Source organism: Desulfosporosinus fructosivorans (assembly GCF_004766045.1).
Lineage (GTDB): Bacteria > Bacillota > Desulfitobacteriia > Desulfitobacteriales > Desulfitobacteriaceae > Desulfosporosinus > Desulfosporosinus fructosivorans.
This window is the reverse complement of the sequence record NZ_SPQQ01000004.1, coordinates 54,995-75,993: the sequence shown is the minus strand read 5'-3', so window position 1 is coordinate 75,993 and position 20,999 is coordinate 54,995. Positions and strand designations below refer to the sequence as shown.

General features: G+C 38.0%; 21 protein-coding genes and 2 pseudogenes. 16 read left to right on the top strand and 7 right to left on the bottom strand.

All coding sequences use genetic code 11. The annotated features are described in order from the left end of the window. Nucleotides 1-52 precede the first annotated feature (52 nt). Complete coding sequence (gene selD, locus E4K67_RS12315) at nt 53-1,057, bottom strand: selenide, water dikinase SelD (RefSeq protein WP_274594878.1); 1,005 nt, start codon at nt 1,055-1,057, stop codon at nt 53-55. A gap of 158 nt (nt 1,058-1,215) precedes the next feature. On the opposite strand from selD, the gene E4K67_RS12310 reads away from it, so the two are divergent. From E4K67_RS12310 to E4K67_RS12290, 5 genes and pseudogenes are all read left to right on the top strand, one after another. Further along, nucleotides 1,216-2,178, top strand: a complete 963-nt coding sequence (locus E4K67_RS12310; protein ID WP_158408465.1) for a LysR family transcriptional regulator — start codon at nt 1,216-1,218, stop codon at nt 2,176-2,178. A gap of 217 nt (nt 2,179-2,395) precedes the next feature. Continuing rightward, nucleotides 2,396-2,716: a DsrE family protein gene (locus E4K67_RS12305; RefSeq protein ID WP_135547121.1), complete on the top strand. Its 321-nt coding sequence runs from the start codon at nt 2,396-2,398 to the stop codon at nt 2,714-2,716. A 60-nt stretch (nt 2,717-2,776) separates the two neighbouring features. Next, nucleotides 2,777-3,895 carry a selenoprotein TsoY gene (gene tsoY, locus E4K67_RS12300; protein ID WP_376797694.1) on the top strand — a complete coding sequence of 373 codons (1,119 nt, stop codon included), beginning with the start codon at nt 2,777-2,779 and terminating at the stop codon, nt 3,893-3,895. 229 nt (nt 3,896-4,124) lie between these two features. After that, nucleotides 4,125-4,442, top strand: a pseudogene (locus E4K67_RS12295) (GMP synthase (glutamine-hydrolyzing)); the annotation flags it as partial. Between the two features lie 84 nt (nt 4,443-4,526). After that, nucleotides 4,527-4,955: an OsmC family protein gene (locus tag E4K67_RS12290; RefSeq protein ID WP_135547117.1), complete on the top strand. Its 429-nt coding sequence runs from the start codon at nt 4,527-4,529 to the stop codon at nt 4,953-4,955. Nucleotides 4,956-5,128: 173 nt separating this feature from the next. On the opposite strand, the gene E4K67_RS12285 is transcribed toward E4K67_RS12290, so the two are convergent. Beyond that, nucleotides 5,129-5,530 (bottom strand): hypothetical protein, encoded by a 402-nt coding sequence (locus tag E4K67_RS12285; protein ID WP_135547115.1) that lies wholly within the window; start codon nt 5,528-5,530, stop codon nt 5,129-5,131. 286 nt (nt 5,531-5,816) lie between these two features. On the opposite strand from E4K67_RS12285, the gene E4K67_RS12280 reads away from it, so the two are divergent. From E4K67_RS12280 to fabZ, 3 genes are all read left to right on the top strand, one after another. After that, on the top strand, nt 5,817-6,074 hold the full coding sequence (locus E4K67_RS12280) for a hypothetical protein (RefSeq protein WP_135547113.1): 258 nt from the start codon (nt 5,817-5,819) through the stop codon (nt 6,072-6,074). Between the two features lie 611 nt (nt 6,075-6,685). Next, the gene (locus E4K67_RS12275; RefSeq protein WP_135547111.1) at nt 6,686-7,117 is read left to right on the top strand and encodes a hypothetical protein; all 432 of its coding nucleotides are present in this window, start codon (nt 6,686-6,688) and stop codon (nt 7,115-7,117) included. A gap of 196 nt (nt 7,118-7,313) precedes the next feature. Continuing rightward, on the top strand, nt 7,314-7,745 hold the full coding sequence (fabZ, locus tag E4K67_RS12270) for a 3-hydroxyacyl-ACP dehydratase FabZ (RefSeq protein ID WP_135547109.1): 432 nt from the start codon (nt 7,314-7,316) through the stop codon (nt 7,743-7,745). Between the two features lie 672 nt (nt 7,746-8,417). Here the strand turns inward: fabZ and E4K67_RS12265 are convergent. Genes E4K67_RS12265 through E4K67_RS12255 form a run of 3 tightly spaced genes read right to left on the bottom strand, consistent with a single transcriptional unit; the run spans nt 8,418 to nt 10,394 of the window. After that, on the bottom strand, nt 8,418-9,077 hold the full coding sequence (locus E4K67_RS12265; protein ID WP_135547107.1) for a flavodoxin family protein: 660 nt from the start codon (nt 9,075-9,077) through the stop codon (nt 8,418-8,420). Between the two features lie 47 nt (nt 9,078-9,124). Continuing rightward, nucleotides 9,125-9,796, bottom strand: coding sequence for a flavodoxin family protein (locus E4K67_RS12260; RefSeq protein WP_135547105.1), 672 nt, complete (start codon nt 9,794-9,796; stop codon nt 9,125-9,127). 13 nt (nt 9,797-9,809) lie between these two features. Continuing rightward, nucleotides 9,810-10,394, bottom strand: coding sequence for a helix-turn-helix domain-containing protein (locus E4K67_RS12255; protein ID WP_135547103.1), 585 nt, complete (start codon nt 10,392-10,394; stop codon nt 9,810-9,812). A 643-nt stretch (nt 10,395-11,037) separates the two neighbouring features. Here E4K67_RS12255 and E4K67_RS12245 point away from each other — a divergent pair. Continuing rightward, the gene (locus E4K67_RS12245; RefSeq protein WP_135547099.1) at nt 11,038-11,469 is read left to right on the top strand and encodes a GNAT family N-acetyltransferase; all 432 of its coding nucleotides are present in this window, start codon (nt 11,038-11,040) and stop codon (nt 11,467-11,469) included. 159 nt (nt 11,470-11,628) lie between these two features. Further along, nucleotides 11,629-12,225 carry a DJ-1/PfpI family protein gene (locus E4K67_RS12240; RefSeq protein WP_135547859.1) on the top strand — a complete coding sequence of 199 codons (597 nt, stop codon included), beginning with the start codon at nt 11,629-11,631 and terminating at the stop codon, nt 12,223-12,225. An 853-nt stretch (nt 12,226-13,078) separates the two neighbouring features. On the opposite strand, the gene E4K67_RS12235 is transcribed toward E4K67_RS12240, so the two are convergent. Further along, nucleotides 13,079-13,321 carry a hypothetical protein gene (locus tag E4K67_RS12235; RefSeq protein WP_135547097.1) on the bottom strand — a complete coding sequence of 81 codons (243 nt, stop codon included), beginning with the start codon at nt 13,319-13,321 and terminating at the stop codon, nt 13,079-13,081. Between the two features lie 262 nt (nt 13,322-13,583). Between E4K67_RS12235 and E4K67_RS12230 the strand changes: the two genes are divergently transcribed. Beyond that, nucleotides 13,584-14,021, top strand: a complete 438-nt coding sequence (locus E4K67_RS12230) for a helix-turn-helix domain-containing protein (protein ID WP_135547095.1) — start codon at nt 13,584-13,586, stop codon at nt 14,019-14,021. Between the two features lie 311 nt (nt 14,022-14,332). Here E4K67_RS12230 and E4K67_RS12225 read toward each other — a convergent pair. Continuing rightward, nucleotides 14,333-15,123 (bottom strand): annotated as a pseudogene (locus tag E4K67_RS12225) (DUF3102 domain-containing protein). A 269-nt stretch (nt 15,124-15,392) separates the two neighbouring features. Between E4K67_RS12225 and E4K67_RS12215 the strand changes: the two are divergent. From E4K67_RS12215 to E4K67_RS12195, 5 genes are all read left to right on the top strand, one after another. Continuing rightward, entirely contained in the window at nt 15,393-15,617 is a 225-nt protein-coding gene (locus tag E4K67_RS12215; RefSeq protein WP_135547091.1) for a DUF1659 domain-containing protein, read from the top strand. A 36-nt stretch (nt 15,618-15,653) separates the two neighbouring features. Next, a complete protein-coding gene (locus E4K67_RS12210) occupies nt 15,654-15,893 on the top strand; it encodes a DUF2922 domain-containing protein (protein ID WP_135547089.1) in 240 nt (79 codons plus the stop codon). Nucleotides 15,894-16,792: 899 nt separating this feature from the next. After that, nucleotides 16,793-17,749, top strand: coding sequence for a hypothetical protein (locus E4K67_RS12205; protein ID WP_135547087.1), 957 nt, complete (start codon nt 16,793-16,795; stop codon nt 17,747-17,749). A 174-nt stretch (nt 17,750-17,923) separates the two neighbouring features. Beyond that, nucleotides 17,924-18,691 (top strand): HNH endonuclease, encoded by a 768-nt coding sequence (locus E4K67_RS12200; RefSeq protein ID WP_135547085.1) that lies wholly within the window; start codon nt 17,924-17,926, stop codon nt 18,689-18,691. Between the two features lie 1,072 nt (nt 18,692-19,763). Then, complete coding sequence (locus E4K67_RS12195; protein ID WP_135547083.1) at nt 19,764-20,915, top strand: DUF4062 domain-containing protein; 1,152 nt, start codon at nt 19,764-19,766, stop codon at nt 20,913-20,915. Nucleotides 20,916-20,999: the final 84 nt, after the last annotated feature.

The window sequence follows — 20,999 nt, the reverse complement described above, 5'->3', positions numbered from 1 at the left end:
TTGAATCCACGTCTGCTGCTATCATTTCTAGTATGACTTTCATTGAAAATAGTTAGAACGGGTTTTCGCTGCCTAATCCCCGTCGAACTTTAATCGGGAAATCATTACGTTGACTAACATAGCCAATAATATTTGCAGCAAGAGTTTTTGCTTGGGTTAGCTCATAAATCAGTGAACTAGCCACCTCTGCAGGAACGGCCATCAGTAAACCGCCAGAGGTTTGGGCATCAAATAGAACCATTTGTTCAAGTAAGGTTATTTTTTCTTCCCATTGGACTTGATCACCTAAATAGCGAGCATTCGAATGCGTTCCGCTGGAAACTCCCCCATATTTAAGAATATCCCAAACCTGGGGTAAAATCGGTAAGCTGTCATAGTCAAGCAGTGCGGCTAAATCCGGATTTAACATTTCTCTGAGATGGCCTAACAGACCGAACCCCGATACGTCCGTACAGGCATGAACAGGAAACGACTGCATAACTTGGGCCGCCTTCAGATTAAGTTCCAACATGATTGCCGTTAGGGCGGCTTCTACTTCGTCTCCGACGATTCCAGAATCAACCCCTGTAGCCAAAATCCCAGTGCCTAAAGGTTTTGTCAGGATTAGAGCATCCCCAACAAGGGCACCACTTTTGCGGATTAATTTTTGTGGATGTACGAGTCCTGTTACCGAAAGACCATACTTTGGTGAAGCATCATCCACAGAATGCCCACCGACAATAGAAAATCCAGCTTCCGCCGCTTTCGCAGCACCACCGGCTAAAATGGCTCCTAAAGTTTCCATCGGCATCGTTTTGATCGGAAAGCTGACGATATTCAGAGCAAATATCGGCTTGGCTCCCATCGCATAAATATCGCTGATCGCATTGGCTGCGGCTATGGCGCCAAATGAAAAAGGGTCATCAACGACTGGAGTAATGAAATCCAGAGTTTGAACAATGGCGAGATTTTCATCGATACGATAAGTAGCCGCATCATCATCTAGACCGGACAGCATACCTAGATTGTTCTGCTTGGGTATATAGGATAAAAGAATGCTTAGGTCCTCCGGACCTATCTTACAAGCTCAGCCAGATCCAGGAGAATAATTGGTTAAACGAATAGAACGGTTAAGATCAGCCAATCGCCTTGCCTCCTTATCTGTTTTAGCGTATCATATTTCATATATAATGGAAATGCAACTTAGTTATAATCCCTATGCGAAAGGAGTATAGCGTGGACATTCAGCATTTAAGAGCCTTTTATGAAGTCGCGCGCTGGCGAAGTTTTTCTAAGGCTGCCAAAGAACTTTATCTTAGCCAACCTGCGGTCTCTCGACAGATATCTTCTTTAGAAGCAGAAATTGGATTACCGCTCTTTGTACGTATGGCGAATCATATTTCCCTCACGGAAGCAGGGCGGAAACTCTTGGCGTATGCTGAAGAAATAATTCGAACTCTAGAGCAAGCAAATCGAACCATTCAAGATCTGCGAGATTTGCGTCAGGGAACAGTTACAGTAGCGGCAGACAGTTATTTGAGCAACTACTTCTTGCCTCGCTTCGCGGGGGAATTCCACCGTCGTTATCCGAGTTTACAACTTCAGATTCGTACTCATGCTCATGGTGATTTATATAATCTTCTAGCAGGCGGTGAGATCGACCTCGCCTTCTTTTGCGGGGTGGAACCAGCTGAGAATGTACCACTGACACTTGAACCATTGTACCAAGAAAGACTATTCTTAGTCACCTCGGCGAAATCCACCTTTAGATCTATCTTGAAAACAACGGACGTATCCGATGTCGTGATGTTGCAAATTAAACGGGAAATTCCAGAAATCAATGGTTTTCCTAATAACCTTAGAATCGCCGAACTAATTGCTGAATATTCTCCCTTTCTCTTCCCTCCTTCAACTTACGCATTCTCGAAATATAGAGAGTTTCTTCCCGAGGAGTTTTCGGCTGCTGATGCTCCATTAACCGTTGACTCTTTAGAAGGAATTAAAACTCTTCTGCTTAATGGTTCTGGTTGTAGTATTTTACCAGAAAGTTTAATAAAGCTAGAATTAGAGCAGGGTGTTCTACAAGGGGTTCCCCTGAATTGTACTTACCCAGTAATTTTAACGTACCCTAAAGATTTTCGGTTACCCCATCCGGCTCTTTTATTTATTGGAGTTATCCATAAATTAATGAGTAAGTGACTATAAAGCTTTTGAGAGCCTCCAGTAATAGGGGTTTTTTTTTGACTTATGGTCTGGTTAAAGGCTCTTGTGCAATATGCACAATTTGCATAGCATATATAATAACAATGCATAACAATTATAACAAAGAGTGTGGTAACATATTGATAACTTAGAAGGATAACTAAATTGTTTGGTTATGGGTTCGAATTTAAAAAATGGAGGAGAGATATAAATTATGAAACTAGGAATTATTCTGGAAACAAAAGAGTTTGAAAAAGCCTGGAATGCCTTCAGATTTGCAAACACTGCCTTAAAGAAAGGCCATGAAGTTCATGTATTCCTAATGGGGGAAGCAGTAGAATGTGAGAACCTTACTCACGAGACCTTTGATGTGGCTGGACAGATTAAGACATATTCAGAAGCCGGCGGAGAAATATTGGCGTGCGGAACTTGTCTAAGGGTACGTAACCTTAGTACCACAGATGTTTGTCCCATTTCAACAATGGTTGACTGTCTTGATATGGTTGAGTGGGCCGATAAGGTAGTGACTTTTTAAAGTCAAAAGTATGAATCGCACTTAGATATGTAGCTTAATTATAGTTAGGGAGGATGTATTTTGAAGTTCTCACCATTTAATTTCCAAGCGCCTTTAGGTGCTGGAGGTATTACACTGATGGCCTTCAGTTATCTTCAGTTTGCAGTGCCCCATGGAGAAGGATCAATTAAGTTATCAGATATCCCTTGGGCAAGTTTGACAGCAATTCAAACTAGCTTGTATGTTCCTTTAATCGGGATTATGTTAGTCTTCACTATTATAAACTTACTTTCGATTGTTGTTTTTTTGAAAGATCTCATTCAATGGCTTGCAACTAAGCAAGAATACAAAGAGTTTATGAGTGGCCCACCATCAAGGATTACAGGTATTTTTGTACCCATTGCCTCACTGTCTATGACTATGAATGTGATTTTAGCTCCGTTGGCTTTTTTTGTTCCGCAGTTATCAGCTAATATCCAAGTATTGATGTTGCCTGGCTTGATCATGTTTGGCTTTCTATTATTCATGCTTTTGAAGCTTGAATTTACAGTTCTTAAAAGCTGGTTAAGCCAGCCGTTGGATGTCACTAAATTAAATTTCGTCTGGCTACTTGACGTTTTTGCATTTGGTTTAGTGACTTTAACCGGAACAGGAATAGCCTCGATGGCAAGCAACCAAGAGATTGCATCGATTGCAGCTTTTGCATCCTTGTTAGCTTTAAGTATAGGTTCTTTCTTACTTGTAATTAAACTCACTTATTTGATTTACCAACAGCTAAAATCCAGCAAATTACCGGATAATCAAATACAACCTGCGTTTTTTTTAGTTGTTCCAATTACTTGTCTGTATGGAATCAGTTATTACAAAATCATGCTCTACTTGCAAACGTGGTTTTCGTTTGATATTAAAGTAGCATCGTTCTTTTTTATCACGTTTTCTTATGTGATAGCAATTGGTTGGGCTATATTTACAGTATATTTACTAACTGATTACTTCAAAAATTATTTTTATAAAAGTGACTATTTCCCGACTCAGTGGGCTATGGTTTGAGCTTTAGTTGGCTCCCAAGTTTTGGGGGTTTACGTATTCGGAAATTATTATCCAAGTGTCCTACTTTCGATTGTGAACTATGCCGGTATAGTATTGGCATCAATTATTTACGGCTTTGTTTTTGTAAAGTTTTATCAAGCAAATAAGTAAAAGGGACATTTTTTTGAGATTGGTCAGGAATTAAATGAAGTTCAACTTGCTATTTTCTTGATATTATACAAGGAAGGGCATCATAATCACTATATTAATGACTATGCCTCTATTGGTAAAGATCAAAGAGACTCGGAATCCGTATTTCTACACATTATAAATAAGAAGTGCAAGTTGAGTCATCTAAACCACTGATCAGTAAAAATTCTAAACCGCCTAGTCTTTTACGGAAGAAATTCGGCGTGCAGGAATGTATCGCGAATTGTGGCAAAGTTTTGCTGTTCTTCCTTCGATCAAAAGCGTCGGCGTAATGGGGGATAGCCGTACCTATGAGTTTCCCATTATCCTCAGGGCGGTCACCAGCGAAGATGCCATGACAGCCGATTGGGCAAGGCTTCCGTATGATCTCTTAGAAAGCATATCCTCGCGGCTTGTGAATGAGGTACAAGGGGTTAACAGCGTTGTTTATGATATTACCTCGAAGCCACCTGGAACGATTGAGTGGGAGTTTAACGAACCAAATAATATTATTGGCAAAGTGTCATAATGTTACTAACCTACTTAAAGAGTAAAATAAAGGTAAACCCACCATTAGTGTCTAATAAATAAGGAATAATGGAGGGATTGAAAAATGGGTAATCAATTGGAAGTTTCAGTTGACTTAACGAATCAGAAGGTTCAATTTACTGGAGTAGGAAGAGCAAATCCAGCAATTATTATTGACTGTCTACCCCCGCTAGGGGATGGACAAGGTTATACGCCGCTTGAATTGCTACTAATAAGTCTAGCCTCGTGTAGTGGAACTACGGTTTTGACGTTGCTTAGAAAGATGAGAAAGAACATCTCTGGGCTTCAGGTTAACGCAAAAGGCATAAGGCGAGAGCAACCCCCAACTTCATTTCAAAAGATTACTCTTGAATTTGTAATAAGTTCTGAGGATGTTCAAAGTTCAGAAGTGGAGAAGACGATTAAGCTTACCGAAGAAACATACTGTCCTGTATGGACTATGTTGAAGAATAACGTTGAGGTTATTCCAGAATTTCGCATTGTCACTCAATAACGGTTATATCAGCAAAAGACCTGTACTTGGTATAAAATGAACTGCCCCCTGTCTATTTGACAGGGGGCAGTTCAAGGATTGAGAGGTCTTTCTAGGTATATTTGTCATAAGAACAAATATGTAGCTCCCCGCGTAATTGGGGTGAGAAATTTGTACTACTGTTTGCTTTATCTTTACTGCCTCTCTAACCATTTCATTGCCTCATTGGGATTATTAAAAACTTTTACAACAACTCCAAGAGCAGAAGTGAAACCCGCATGTTTCTTCATATTCATTTGACCAGTAATTTTTTCGGGTTGAACTAGTGCCCAATATTTCCAACCTGCTTTGGCTGTACTTGGAAGCCAAACTGTTGAAGTCCATTCTGCATCTTTGGAAGTCAAGGCATTGTTATTTATATCATCGGATAACCATTTTTCAGCTCCGCATTTTCGCAACTGTTCACTCCCTGTATTTAATATATCTTGTAATTGTTTGCCAGATGTATACTTTTTAATTTTATGATGGATGATTTTCGTTTCTGGATGATACCATAAAGTTGCATAGTCATTGTCGATAATTGTTAGTTCTGACATAGTATTTGCCTCCCTTAATTTGTGTTAAACCATACAATAGCAACAAAAGCGTTTACCCAGTTTGCCTTTGCGTTTGCCATCGTGGCACTCTATAAATATAAGCTTTAAACCTGAGAACTGGCTGAAGGATAACTTAATTTCACCTGAAACTTTCTAAAATTTAATGGGTTATGGACAATTCCTCTCTCTCGCACATAATGAAGTGACCTCACATTATCGAACCTTTAAGAATACTATAATTATAGGCGTACAAGACTAATTGTTCGTAAAGGAGTGATAATCTGCTGTGGTTACTGAACTCGGATTATTAGTTGTACTGGTCTATGTTATTGTGACGGCACTTAAGAAGTATGGTTTAGATCATAAGTTTGCACATTTATTATCAATTCCATTAGGGATCCTTAGTAGCTTCGGCTTACTCCAGTGCACATCAATAAGAGAGTATTTAATGATAGGGTTATTTATCGGAATAGGAGCAGTGGGAATTTGTGATACCGTCAGCAATTGTGTGACTACATTGCAGGAAATTTTCAAACGAGCCTAATCTAATCCAAGATTAGCCCCTGGCCTTATGCACTGTCTTTTGAGCCTGGGGGCTTATTTTTTATGGGTACCTACGAAAAGATGGCGAATGTGAACACAAATAACTATAGCTAAAGACGTAAGGGGGCGGATTCTGGACAACTCTCTTAAATATCAAGGCTGAAGTTTTTAAGGTTCAGTGCATTTGAGATTAGAAAACGTACCTAAAGTATCTGTTACATTTGATTTCAGTAATGGATATTTCAGTTACGCCATAGTAGAAGATCAATACAGGAATCAATATTTACGCTCACCGTTAAGGAGTGTTATTTCTTTTTGTTTACAAAGGTAAAAGGTAAATACTTGTCGAATTGGTAATATTGTTGGTCTGAATAGGTATAGGTGGCTGATGAGATATACCTAGCATGTGTTACGTTTATCATAGAAAAGGTTAGGCTAAATATGGGACTTGTTGAGTAAAGTGATCCATTAATTAATCAACACGATATTTTTTCTCCACTATATGCGAGAGGTAATTATATACTATAATGGAAATATATTGTAATTATAACTAAAGAATAATATTATATACTAAAATAGTAACTACCGAGAATTGAAAGGCGGTATAAGTTTATGAATATGAATAAGAAAAAACTTTTTTCTTACCTAGGCGTAGGTATAGGTATTTTAGCTCTTGTCGGTGGATTATTTTTCACAGATGCAAAAACGGCTGTTTCGGACAGTCTATATTTAGACCAGGAATACACTGTCCAAAAACAAGCTATCAATACTTTTGACTTAGATACCATAAATTTAAAATCTTACTTTATGAGAGATATATTTGACGATAGTATCGCAACGTTAAGTTCTGATATAAGAATGAAAATTGTTAGGGCTATGGATATAAAAGTTGGAGATTTTAAACCAATGATTTTTCTAGAAGGGGATAGTACGGTTTATATAGTTGTTAAACACAAGGATAATACTATGACACTTAATGAATTTGACATATCAAAAGAAATACCAGTTAAAATTGATCAAATAGTTAAGAAGATAAAACAATGAACAAATTAATCGTTTTAATATTTTTAGATTGCTTGTGTACAGCAACGATTAAAAATATTAAAAATAGAGAGTTTCAGCTACGTGATAGTTATGTATTATTGGCGAAATAATTTGGATATGCCAATAAAAGGGATTTATACGACAAGTGCGCATTAAGTCTATGAGACAGACAATAATTAACTTTAAGAGGTGTACTATGTTAAACAACTTGGAAATTCGAGCCTTGACTCCCCACTGGTATCCGTTTTTATTAGTGGACAAAATTTTGGAGCTTGAACCGGGGAAAAAGGCTGTGGGTATTAAAAACGTAACGGCTAACGAACCCCATTTCCAAGGACATTTTCCCGAGTATGCGATCATGCCTGGAGTACTGATTGTCGAGGCTCTTGCACAAACGGCAGGTATAGCAGTATCAATAAATAAGAAAAGCGAGAGCAAACTAGGTGTATTAGCAGGAATAGATGGAATGAAGTTCAAAAGGAAAGTAGTTCCTGGGGATATATTGAAGCTTGAGGCCGAAATACTCGTTTCAAAGCATGGTTTGATTAAAGCAAAGGTGACAGCAAGTGTAGACGGACAGATTGCTGCCGAGGGAGAAATAAAAATTATGATGACTGACCTGAATTAGGTGTAGTCATTGATTTACGAATAAACAATAGCACCAGCGTCCTTATGAATGCTGGTGTTTAACATAATCTCTAGTTATAGGCCCCAAACCAAATCTAAAAAGGTAAATTATTTATGCCTGGCGAATGTGATTTCTGGTTTAACTAAAAAAGTAACTTATTAAAACAAGGAGCGCTCCAGCCAAGATGATACTTAGTCCACTCACTTTTGGGTCAAATACAGCTTGTTTTTTAAAATTAGCAAAATAGTTAGTGGATTCTCGTTCAATCCTGAGTGTCTCAATTATGGCAAACGATTGATACTGACTATCGATTCCAGTATCACCGATATGACTTCCTGTTGGGTTTCCACCATTCTATTATTATCGCATGGTATTAAGGTTACAATGAAATGAATCAGAGAGAGGAAACCACAGTGTAAAGGTAGATAATGTTACATTTAAAATGGAGTATTACGATAATTCAAGAAGCAAATACCTTGAAGATGTTTTTAAGTGGGATGGTAAGGAATTTATTAAGATAAGTTGAATAAAACAAAGTATTCCATTATTCTTAAACCCATTAGTATAAATGCCGTCCAACCTCTATGTAGGTGGACGGCATTCGTAGGATTTTGTGAAGTTCAAGCAACAAGAAAATACTCCAAGTTAAATGACAATACGTAATATTCATCTCTAAATAAAGTTTTGTAAGAGTTGCTTTTCAGTTAACTCTGATAGGTTCATATTGGTTGCAATTTCCCTACCTGCCTTTTCCAGAAGCAACAGATAATTAGATATAGACTGTAATCCTTCTGGAGGTGTAGTCAGCAATTTCCCTTGTGTAGCGTAAATCTCCCCAATTAATTCCATGTGCATTTTTTGTGCTACTCTCTTAATCCAAAGAGAAACGACTTGAAATTCATCTCTATCAGGAAAGCCACAGTTTGATATCATCATCAGTTTTGGAATTAGCATCTCTGATGAATTTAAATTTTGTACTTTATCTTCAATATCTTTTTGAGAATGTGGACTACCTATCATTGTCATTCTGTCCATGAAAACCTTTAACATTCCTGATATATTTTCGAAATAGACTGGAGTAGCAAAAGCAATAATATTTGCCCCTCCCATATTTGAAAGAACTCCTAACATATCATCATTTATTACACATTGACCTGGTCCTTTGGTCCAACAAATATGACAACCCTTACAGTGTTTTATTTCCTTTTCAGATAAAAAAATACTTAATGTTTCTGCTCCTGCTTCTTGTGCCCCTTTGAAAAAGGCTTGAACCATTACATTCGTATTACTATTTTTACCTTTAGGACTAGCATTGATAACGACAATTTTCATTTTTTCTTCCTTTCTCCTTTGTACGTTTAACTTTGAATGGAATTTTATTACATCCCGATGTATTTCACATATTCAGGTATAGACATAAGCTCTTTTTGAAGCCCGGCTTCTGTTTCTTCTGAAATGTTATTTTGTGTTGCCATTTCATAACCTGCTTGCTCAACGGCTTTCAGATAATCATCAACATCTCTTTTGATTTTTTCGTCCTTGCTTTGCAGTAACTTGCCACAGTTTCGATAAATCTCCAAGACAGGATTACACGACGCAAATACAACTTTCATCGTTTCAAAGTTGTTGTTCCCGGGAAAACCACAATTTGAAATAACAATAAACTGCTGTGTTTTGGAAACAGCATCAGCGAGGTCAAAGTTGTCATTTCTATTTACTATCAATGGGCTTTTCAGAGGGGCAAGACGGTCTGCAAAATTCTTTAAAGCCGCAGTCATATTCCAGGTGTAGACCGGAGAAGCAAAGCACACAACGTCGGCAGAGTTATACTGTTCAATTAATCCCTGCATATCATCTTGTAAAACGCATTTGCCCGGTGTTTTAAACCAGCATGAAAAACAGCCTTTACAGTGTCCAATATTTTTCTCTATTACAAATATATTTTCTGTTTCCGCACCTGCTCGCTTTGCTCCGCTTAAAAAAGCCTGTGCAATTACATTGGTATTACTACCCGCCGCAGCAGGACTTCCATTAAAAACAATAAATTTCATACCTAAAACTCCTCTATATTAACTGATAAAATAATCCATGCCTTGTACAGTACCAAATAAGCATTCCATGACCTCTTTTGGGTATCCTAAGCTGCATATCCCATTCGGGATATTGCTTGATAATCTGTACACGGTCACCGGTTGCAAATGCGACAAAGGATATATAATGTTCTTTGTTCATTGGATGAGCCACTGTGATATTCCAGTCGTCTTCGATTACTTCAACAGAAAGCATCTCATTTTCTTCGGCTTTCTGCATTTGCTGTTGATCAACTTTTCTGCCACAGCATGATACTTTGGCTTCACCTGTGCAAAGTGAAATGTTATGACACATAGGGCAAACATAATATTTTGTCTTTTTCATATTTCCTCCCACAAAGTCATTGGGCGATAAATCACCGCTTAATAGTTTACCTATATCAACTTCAAGTAGGTCGGACAGTTCCGAGAGCAGTGAAACATCGGGACAACCTAAACCCCGTTCCCATTTAGAAACGGTTTTATCGCTGATATTCATTTTATCCGCAAGCTGTTTTTGCGTCATTCCTCTTTCTGTACGCAATTCACGAATGATGTTGCCAACATTTACATTTTGCATTGTCACTGCCTCCCTGTATATATACTAATGAATGAACTGGAACTTTTCAATAAACGCTCCGTAGAGTTATGCGTTTTAAGGATTGTTTAATACCGGATAAGGCGTTATAACATAAATTAATCGGAAGTTAACGAACGATATATTTAAACTAGAAGCTATTTTGGAAACGATAGGAATTCAACTAGAACTTCACATTGAAATTATGGCGATAGCAGGTACTGTTCAATACTATTGGTAAAAGAAGGATTTAGGTGGCTTTATGGAGAAAACTGTGCATGTAAAAATTATTTACGGTGAAGGAGAATTATTATTATGAATTATATGGGACCTAGCGTTGGATTAGGCATATTTAGCTTTCTTGGCTTAGTGATCTATATTGGTCTTTTGGCTCTATTTGTATATTTAATAATTAGTACTATACAATTCTTTAAACGGAAGACCGAGAATGACAAGGAACTACTAGTAAAACTTGATACTCTTATCCAGTTACAATCAAAAGAAAGACACACAGTTATAACAAAGTAGGGGTTTCACTATTTGCATAGGGCATAAAACCTTCTTATTTCTAAAAAGCATTACTACTTGTGCTTGATAATTTTAGGTGCAATTCAGTACATGAGGTAACTTTTAGAAGGGGGTAGAGATGGAAATAAGATTAATGTCTATTGAGGATTATAAAAACGTATATCAATTATGGACAAATACAGAGGGTATGGGCATGCGTAGTTTAGATGACTCATTTGAGGGTATAGGAAGATTTATTAAAAGAAATCCTACAACGAATTTTATTGCACAAGTAGAAAATAAGATTGTAGGTGTAATTTTATGTGGACATGATGGAAGAAGAGGATATATTTATCATACAGCAGTCAAGATAGAGTATCGCGGGAAGGGAATAGGAAAAGCTTTGGTCAACGCTACACTTGATGCATTAAGGAGAGAAGAAATAAACAAGGTTGTACTTGTTGTATTCGTCTCAAACAATTTGGGAAATAAATTTTGGGAATCATTTGGTTTTGATAAACGAAATGATTTAGTTTATAGAAATTTAAGCATTAATGAAAGTAATACTTAGTTTAACCGTGATTCAGTTAATTCTTACGGCACAAACGTCTCCTTAATCTCATCTACCTCTTTTCCGCTTAACCTGTTTACTTCATTGCGGGGTATACGATTCCTTATAAATGATTAAAGAAACCACATGGATTTGTTTTTAGCTACAAGGGAGGAAGATATGGTGAAGCTTTGGAAGGTTGGAATTCTACTCTTTAACGAGGTCGAGGTGTTGGATTTTGCGGGACCGTTTGAAGTGTTTTCTATTACAAATTACCCAGAATCTAGCTTTAAACCCTTTGATGTGAAAACCGTTGCTCAATCAAGAAAAATTGTAAGGGCACGAAATGGATTACAGGTGGTTCCTGATTGTTGCTTCGCCGACAATCCTAAGTTCGATATATTAATTGTCCCTGGTGGCTACGGAGCGGAGGAAATAGAAATCAATAACATCTTGGTAATTGATTGGCTTAAGGAGCAAATGGCCAAGGTCAGTCTAATGGCTTCGGTTTGTACAGGGGCATTTTTATTAGCTAAAGCAGGCTTGCTGGATGGTAAAAGAGTGACAACTCATTGGATGGACATTGATAGGTTAGAGAAAGAGTTCGAAAAAGTCACTGTTGAACGAGGCGTTAAATATGTTGACGAAGGTTCCATAATTACAGCGGGTGGTGTGTCTGCGGGTATTAATATGTCTATCTACATAGTGACAAAACTCCTGGGAGAAAAGGTTGGTCTGAGTACGGCTAATAGAATGGAATATGATATTTGTAATTAGCGATTGCGAAAAAGGGTGACCCCGCACATCACTCATTTACATTACTAGTCAAGATGAATGCAGTTAGAATGCGACAGGAATGCCTATTGATGAATTTGCAGCAATTGGATGGAATGAGATTTCTGACATTAAACTAATAAAGACAAATGATATTGTTGCTTGTCTAAAAGGTTACGAACATTGCATTGTTAAGGACCCAGCTTAGTGCTGGGTCCGAGCTGCCGACTTCTTTTTCAGAAAAGAAGTAACTTCTGGTTAGTATGCGTGTATCTGGTCTCTGCATGTTATGTTTGCTTGTACAAAAAGGATACATGCTTGCCTTATTCATTTGGCGCTCATCGAAACGGTGGGGGTCCTTTTCTGTAGTTGGCAGATCGTGAGCAAAAGAAGGAATAGCAATAGTGGATAAAGAAATATACTATTTATCACAAATATGGGGGTGCTGGATATTAATTTTGAAGTTGATCAGATAGCGATATTTCAGTATGCATTGTGGACTTTTAAAATTATACTCACCAATATTCCGTGGTGGTTATGGATATTGATTGTTTTTGCAATTGTAGTAAACCTGTTTGCACGAAGAATATCAAAAAAACGTTAATCCGTCACGCTGAGAGACAGGGTTATTTATCGGAATAGGAGCAGTGGGAATTTGTGATACCGTCAGCAATTGTGTGACCACATTGCAGGAAATTTTCAAACGAGTCTAATCTAATCCAAGATTTAGCCACTAGCCTTATGCTGTCTTTTGAGCCTGGGGGCTTATTTTTTATGGGGACCTACGAAAAGATGGCGAACATGAACACAAAATAGTTTAGCAAGCTGTTTGGCAACCGCTAGACTACCAATGGAATCATATTCTTAAAACAAATTTTAAAATCTCCAAGCCATTTTTTATCGGTAATTCGGCGGTAAAGTCTTCTTTGATTAGATTGGCATTAGCCTGTGCTGGGAGATCCGCTTTAGTTATTCCTTTAGTAGGATGTTTTTTCTTCAGCATGAGATGATGGATTTTACAGAGCTTAAGAATTAGATAATAACTGCCGGTATAAATGCAATACAGAAAGTCACAATAATCGTTGGAGTTTGAATCCAAAAAGTGCTACCCTATTTTGTTAATTAGGAGGGTAGCCCTTTCTGGGTTTAAAAGTTTTGTTGGGCATTTTGGATTATTCGTGCCTAACAAAGGAAAAAGTAAAAGGCCCAGAGGCCTTTGATATCAAATAATATGTTTGAGTGTATATAAATTAGATGAAACCATATAAAGCAACTACAGGTTGCTTTTAGAAACCCTGAGTTGGTTTGTCTATCAACTGCAGAATGCTACAATTAAGCATAAAGTCGAAAGGAGAGAAAAAATGAAAACAGGCGAAAAAATAGCTAAGGCAAGAAAAGATATTAATTTGACACAAGACCAATTAGCTGAATCATTGGAAGTTACAAGGCAGACTATTTCCAAATGGGAATCCGATTTAGCCTTTCCAGAAACTGCAAAAGTTCCAAAGTTAGCTGAAGTGCTGAAGGTGAGTTGTGATTATCTATTGAGGGATGATAAGTCAGTGACAGTTGAGGTATCTATGCAGAGTTCAAATGGTTATGATCTTGACTGGACTAAACTTTATCCAATTCTTTCAGAATATCAAAGCACCGTAGATTGTAAGCAATATCATAGAATATTCAGTAAGATGATTAAAGAGATGATGACAACATATAATTACACTTTAGCGGATACTGTTTTGGTTCTCAAAGATTTGCTATACAAAGGATTTTTAGATATGCAGAAGGAAGAAGAATAAAGCAATGGGAAAAAATAATGAGAAGACAAGAGTCAACCTTGTCTTCTCATTATTTTTTGAACATTAAAGGGCTTTAAGTGGTGAGAGTACATCTACTCAGACGGAGAATCAGGAAAGATAGTAGAGGAAGTATTACCTTCAAACTTTAAATGCGTTGAGAGATATTGGTGCCTCTTCATTAAGCCATGAGGGAATCGATAATGTTTTCTTTACAGCCTTTGAACTCTTATGTCGGCGATAGGCTGTCATATCGATATCTATCATTGTCGTAAACTGTCCGTCATCTAAAGGAATATCCCTTGCCCTCGGATTTAGTACCTTTCATGAGTGGCATACGTTTCAACCGTCCTCATATTCGTCGTGGGAACAGGCGGCCACTCTTTAAGCCTTTCGACCATATATTCAGCAAGCTGGCTCGCGTCTTTAATGCATTTTTCCTTCACCGCCAGATCAAGTCTGGCCAGTTGGCCGAGGGCTACCAGCAGCTCGTGGAATGTATCGGCGATAGTTTGGCAGCAAGCGGTGCATCTTTCTTCATACTCCGTAGTAAAGGCTTGGGAGGCTGCAGTTTCTGGCCTGCTTATGGGTTTGACGGTTTTTTTGACGGTTTGATATTCTATCTTGATTTCCCCAGGGTTATTGGACATGGGCGTAACTTGAGTCTGCTCTTTCTCCGGAGGGGTTTGGTTCTGTTCTTTGAGCGCCTGATCCAGCTCCCGGGTGGTCATATTCTTAACATCATGCTGCAATATAAATTTCTCCCGCTCATCTTCCGGAATTCCCAGCAGGAGAATGGCCTGGTAGTAGGTCAAATTCGTCGGCGCCGACGAATTTGACCTGTCGCCGTCAGCGGTGGAAGTGAATAGTTTATCTCCATATTCTTCAAAGAGCTGCATTAGCCTGTTGGCTGTGCGCTGGGAATAGCTCACCGATTCCACCAGCCATTTACTCCATTCTCCATGGGGGAGCAGGTCCTTGGCCTCCTTCAGGCGCTTGCCGATCTCCAGGGCATTGGTAAGCATAATTTTACAAGTCTGTGTTTGATCCTATTAATCTCAGCCGCGATGCCTTGGGGAGTACGTTCAGTGCTGGGTTCATCCATTTTGATTCCCGCCTTTTTAATAGCTTTAATGACAGCATACGTAGGCGGGCTTCGAATGGTGAAGGCTTGGCTATGAATCTGGCAAATCACCTTCCAAAATTGGGAATCTGGTGACAATCCCGGCTAAGATCATGTCCGAAGCAGGCAACGTCAGCTGGTTCGGACATTCTTTTTGTTTCAGAGGGTAACCCCCCGAAGTACAAACCCATAGAATATAGGGATATGCCGGAACAGCCGGTTTGTCAAAACGATCAGAAAGGAGCAAGAAAATGTCAATCATAGCTGAACCTTTGAATTCGGCACTGATAGCAATTTACCAAACCGGATCGACTCCCACCGGAAGCCCGGTAAGCAGGCAAAAAAGCCTGAGCTACGTGCGCTCCGATGCCTCCGAAGAAGCCCTTTACGATGTGGCTCAGGCCTTATTCAGCCTGTCACTGCAGCCGCTTGTGGACGTGCAGTTGAGAAAGAATTTCAGGCTGACAGAGGAGTAACCGTTTAAGAAAATCCAAAGAGAAGGAGGTGAGTTTGTGGCTACAAGCAATACCAAAGTGGTCAGGTTAAGTTTTGCCACCGAGGGAGGAAAGACGTTTAGCATAACAATTCCCAATCCCCGGGAAGACCTGAATCAAGCTGAGGTCCTGACCGTTATGAATACGATTGTCTCCAGCAATATTTTCTTGACGACCAGCGGCGCCCTCACAGGCCTACGGGACGTTAGGGTCATCGGAACTGTTACCGATGATCTATTCGACCCGTCTCAGGCTTAAACACTGGTCTTTATCCCCACTCTGATGGTATGTCATAAAACAAAAGGTTGGCTCCAAATTTATTTTGTATCATAAAAAAGTTGCGAATCATTATGATACTTATGCAATGTTCACTGGATTCAAATTATCCCAAGCGTTATTAGACAAGATAACGGATATACGAGCACCAGTGCCATTAACGATGCAGGTGCCTGTTACTGCTATCTTTGATAAAGATTCAGCCGAATAAATAAATGCACCAGTGAGCGGGGTTCTCGGGGGCCCCCGCCACTGGTGCATTTATTATATTCTAATTAATTCATTTTGACACAGAAGGTGGAATCTATCTGGACTCAGTAACTAAAAAATCAATAATTTGAATGGCTTTACCCTTAAGGAATGAGAGGTATTTTCAATATTATTAAATAATGGAGGAAAATAAAAATACTTGTCGAAATCTTATTAGCGTTGTTAATTTAAAGAAGACAAACCTTAATGCGAATGTGAAAACATTAAAAAGTAGTAGTTCTACTGTCCCTGAATGCTTCTGCTAATCTATAACTGGAAAAGTAACATCGAAAAAAAGTAATCTAAAAAGATGATTAATTTAATTTTAGAAAAACCAAGTTAACTTTTAATGAAATGAAATATTCAGGTGACAAACACCATAGTAAATCGACGTGAGCGAGAGAATAAAGGACTTTGCATTTTAGTCTTAAATATGCTTCCAGCGTGCAAAAAAAGTAGAAATCGAAAACACCTAAATCGTCGCTCACGGTCAAATTTGGCCAAAAACGAGGAAAACGATTTTAAATAAGTGTACGTAATGTTCTTTATCGGACTCAAATTCAAAATAAAGGTAAATTATTCATTGTGGCGAATGGATGACATGCGGCAAGTAGTGAAACGGGAGGATTTAAATGGAAGAAAATAAGAAAGAATTGATAAAACGACTGTGTGAATCTTGGATTAGTGCCGTTTATCAGGAAGACGGCAGTATAGGAATAGGTGGTAATTCCGAGAAATATAGGCTTTTAAACAATAAAATTGTGTTTCATGAGCTGGCCTTTGAGGAAACTCAAGCTGCCTGTATAGGTTTGACACATGTCCTTCTACTGAAGGGAATGAATACAATTATAGATATGGACCACTTGGTTTATTGGTCGTGGATGGGTGAGGTTTTATCCTCAAAGGATACAGGTTATTTTCTGCCAGAAGAGTATTCAATTCAGAAATTATTTGAAATAGTAATTAGGGCTACTCTTGCCGGAATCCGACTACCGGTTCACGATCGGCAGGAATGGGAAGAACAAATAAGAATTGGAGAACTTACCGAATTCAATACACGTGAGCTCGTTACAAACAAATCACGTGTGCAAACATATTTGGTATTTCCACTCTTAGAGGCAGTAATCAAAAAAGCTTGTTTTAAATATGTTGATTACTCGGGAAAGGTAGTCTCTAATTTTTCAGTTATTAAAAAGGATGGTCATAAAGTAGATTACGTTCCTTCTGGACGAGGGAAAAAGGCATGTTCAAGTCTGCGCGATTTACTTTGCCTACTCTACAATGAAGTAGCGGACTCCGATTTAAAGACACAAATTACTTTGGTTCGTAAATATATTTCTGAATTAGATGATCAAGAAGACCCGTTTGACCTCATTTATAGGTGGCGAAATTCTTCATTACATGGTGAAACTAGTTATCCAACCATTGGAGGGACTTTGCTGAATTTAGTATTATTAATTGCGTTAGCCCAAATAAGGCAGAATTTTGAATCAGTTAGAGCTAAGGTACTTGACAAGGTAAAATGGGAATTACAATCTCATAATTATACAAAGCACAGAAGTCCCTGGAGTTTTTACCCACCATTTTGACATTAGAATTCTTTGGGGGTTGCACATCAGCTAATACAAGTTCTTATGATCGAAAGCTGGTGCTATTGACATAACATTGGCTATAGGACTCAAGGTGTAAATAAAGGTAAATTATTCCTTGAGTCGAGTGATTTAGATGTGCCAATAAAGGAACTCAATATGGGGGAATTTTGAATGAATAGAACACCGCCTGTCGGGGTGCGTCGTGAATTACGAAGAGAAGTTAGATTCGGTTGTCCAGTCCCAGAGTGTGGAAATCCCTACTTATCATGGCATCACTTTGATCCACCTTGGAATGAAAGACAACATCATGAACCCTCAGGGATGATTGCATTATGCAGTGAACATCATGCGAAGGCAGATAGTGGAGCCTTTACCAAAGGTCAGCTACGAGATTTAAAAGAAACTTCAGCTCAACGCGAATTGGCCGTTAGCGGAAAATTTGATTGGATGAGGAACAGTATCTTGGCCGTCGTAGGAGGAAACTTCTTCTTCGAGACACCGATTATTTTTGAATTCAAAGGGCAACCTGCGATTTGGTTCAATCGGGATGACAATGGATATTTACTATTAAATGTAAAAATGCTAACATCTGCAAGGGAACCAAGGGTTACAATCGAAGACAACTTCTGGTTAAGTATTGGCAGTCCTGATGACTTAGAGTGTCCTCCCTCAGGGAAGTTATTAAAAGTTAAATATACTAACAGTGATGAACTAAAGATTGAATTTGTGGAACTGGAATCGGAAGAGGCAGTAAAGAAACGCTACCCTGAAACTTCACCCGAACAATGGGGAATCGCGTTTCCTATAACGGCAGTTGAAGTTTTTGAAAAAGTTGGTGGTACCGACTTTGAATTTGGTCCAAGAGGAACTAGGTTAATGGGGGGAAATATGAAAAATTGTTTCATTAGAAATTGTCGAGTTGGGTTGGGTGTTGGGTAACTCAAACTTCACCTAATTGGACCCGAATTTAAAAAAGTAAATTATTTATTTCTGGTGAATGGTTCCATTCTTACAATGTAAAAATATCTAATTTGAAGGTGATGTCTTTATAATTTACTTTTAGTATTCACTTGCTTATTATAAAATGATTCTATAAAACAATAGCACCAATATTCTATGGATAGAATGCTGGTGCTATTGTCATAACCCTAATTATAGGACGCAGTTTTATTTTATTGCTGTTAATTCAACTTCGCAGGATTTTCCATATTATTTAAATCATTAGGAAAGGTTTTGCAGGATTTTGGGAGTCGCCGTCCATGGCGATTGCTGAATATGGAGGCGAATTTAAACAAATAATTACAGTATTATTGTTAGGGTTTCCAGCAGTGTAAGTTCATCGCCATTGTTGTAAACCCTAATAACGATTTTTGTAATTCATTCAGGGTACGTGACCTGAAAAATGTGTTGACTATTTGTTGACTATTTTATATTTTCAGTGTCAACAAGGGCAAAAGAAAAAAGGCCCGAAGGCCTTGTGTTTCTAAGTGGTCAGATTGTCCGAAAAGTCACCCATAAACGCCCAAATTGAGACAAAAAATGGTATAATAACCATATAAGGGAATTGCTTAAAGGGGGTGTCACTATGGGATTCATTTACGGAGAAAACCGGAACCAAATGCATCTCTATCCAGTAACTCTTGAAGAGCTAGTGGACGAAAATTAATTGAGGTGTCCATAAAACAAGTAGAAGTGTTTTCCATTATATCTTCCGTTATCTCTATTGTATTAGGTACTAGATCATGGAGAAGTTATATATAATGACGCTAAGATAAGACTTACTTAAAGATGATTATTTACTGATGTCTTGCCATACACTCACTCCTCGTTCGTTTCAGGTAGATATTGTTTATTCTGCATTTCCCATTTTGCTAAAACATATTCTTTATTTACAAATTATGTTACTCAATGACATTGTGTTCATAAGTACCACGGACGGTCATATGCCGAGTTGGATAAGATCGGATGCATAATCTCCAAATTGTACATAAACAGAGGAGTGTTCTTTATAATGAGAAAATTGCAAGTGTTTATTTCTTCAACATTTACTGACTTAATTGAGGAACGTCAAGCTGCGGTAGAAGCAATCTTAGCGGCAAGCCATATACCAGCTGGTATGGAACTATTTAGTGCGAGTAGTGAATCGCAACTTGAAGTCATTAAACGTTGGATTGATGAATCGGATATATTCTTGCTTATACTTGGTGGAAGATATGGAACAATTGAACCCATCTCAGGAAAAAGTTATACACAATTGGAATATGAATATGCAGTAAGTTCAGGTAAGCCGTTTTTTGGGGTCATTATTACTGATTCCGCTCTTGATACAAAGGTTCAAAGTAGTGGTAAAAGTGCATTGGAGCTACAAAATCCCAATCTCTATGGTACGTTTAAGGAATTGGTTAAATCTAAAATGTGTAAATTCTATAATGATACTAAGGATATAAAATTAGCAGTATATGAGACATTAACAGACTTTCGACAAAGGTATACATTGACTGGGTGGGTATCAGGAAAAGAACTACATGACTCTGAAAAATATATAAATGAAATAGCCCGTTTACTAGATGAAAATAACGAACTAAGGAATCGAGAAAGAGAATTATTGAATAGAATTGACCACATCAAAAAGGAGTCAAAGTCGAAGGCAAATAACAGTATTGATATAATGAACCTAGATGATTTAAGTTATCGTATTGAACGTATCGTTGAGTTATTAGACGCCCAAGAAGAAGATGGTGAACTAGTTTGGATCAACGGGGTTAATGATATGGGTGAGGATATAGAGTTTACTGCAAGTAAACCAAGAGGAGAGTTTAAGGGGTATTACTTTTATGAAAAGGATGAGTCGAGTATAGCATATCTTGGGATTTTATTTGTAGATGAAGATGATTCGTTGAACATAGTAACTATTTTAGCTGAGATTAGAATGATGTTAAAGGATTACAAAGATATTGGTGATGATATGGTCTTTCGATTCATTGTTGCGAGTCTAAGTTTTACCGACGAATTAAAAAGTTATTGCATTCGATTCTTTGAACAAGTGTTGGAAAAATTGAATTTAGATACAGAGGATTTTATTTTGGAGATTTGGGATCAAGAAAGATTATTAGATATTGAACGTGATCTTGGACTCTTCTTAGATTTAAAATCGTCAAATTAGTAATGTTACACTATGTTCTTAGGTAGGCAACATTACTCAGAGCATCTGTAATTTCTTCGTGGTATTTTGCTAATATTTTTCCTT

Bases quoted from the DNA above. Each gene is read 5' to 3' on its own strand.
- E4K67_RS12305 (WP_135547121.1), top strand. From the start codon at position 2,396: ATGAAACTAGGAATTATTCTGGAAACAAAAGAGTTTGAAAAAGCCTGG.
- E4K67_RS12290 (WP_135547117.1), top strand. From the start codon at position 4,527: ATGGGTAATCAATTGGAAGTTTCAGTTGACTTAACGAATCAGAAGGTT.
- E4K67_RS12285 (WP_135547115.1), bottom strand. From the start codon at position 5,530: ATGTCAGAACTAACAATTATCGACAATGACTATGCAACTTTATGGTAT.
- E4K67_RS12275 (WP_135547111.1), top strand. From the start codon at position 6,686: ATGAATATGAATAAGAAAAAACTTTTTTCTTACCTAGGCGTAGGTATA.
- fabZ (WP_135547109.1), top strand. From the start codon at position 7,314: ATGTTAAACAACTTGGAAATTCGAGCCTTGACTCCCCACTGGTATCCG.
- E4K67_RS12265 (WP_135547107.1), bottom strand. From the start codon at position 9,077: ATGAAAATTGTCGTTATCAATGCTAGTCCTAAAGGTAAAAATAGTAAT.
- E4K67_RS12260 (WP_135547105.1), bottom strand. From the start codon at position 9,796: ATGAAATTTATTGTTTTTAATGGAAGTCCTGCTGCGGCGGGTAGTAAT.
- E4K67_RS12255 (WP_135547103.1), bottom strand. From the start codon at position 10,394: ATGCAAAATGTAAATGTTGGCAACATCATTCGTGAATTGCGTACAGAA.
- E4K67_RS12245 (WP_135547099.1), top strand. From the start codon at position 11,038: ATGGAAATAAGATTAATGTCTATTGAGGATTATAAAAACGTATATCAA.
- E4K67_RS12240 (WP_135547859.1), top strand. From the start codon at position 11,629: ATGGTGAAGCTTTGGAAGGTTGGAATTCTACTCTTTAACGAGGTCGAG.
- E4K67_RS12230 (WP_135547095.1), top strand. From the start codon at position 13,584: ATGAAAACAGGCGAAAAAATAGCTAAGGCAAGAAAAGATATTAATTTG.
- E4K67_RS12215 (WP_135547091.1), top strand. From the start codon at position 15,393: ATGTCAATCATAGCTGAACCTTTGAATTCGGCACTGATAGCAATTTAC.
- E4K67_RS12205 (WP_135547087.1), top strand. From the start codon at position 16,793: ATGGAAGAAAATAAGAAAGAATTGATAAAACGACTGTGTGAATCTTGG.
- E4K67_RS12200 (WP_135547085.1), top strand. From the start codon at position 17,924: ATGAATAGAACACCGCCTGTCGGGGTGCGTCGTGAATTACGAAGAGAA.
- E4K67_RS12195 (WP_135547083.1), top strand. From the start codon at position 19,764: ATGAGAAAATTGCAAGTGTTTATTTCTTCAACATTTACTGACTTAATT.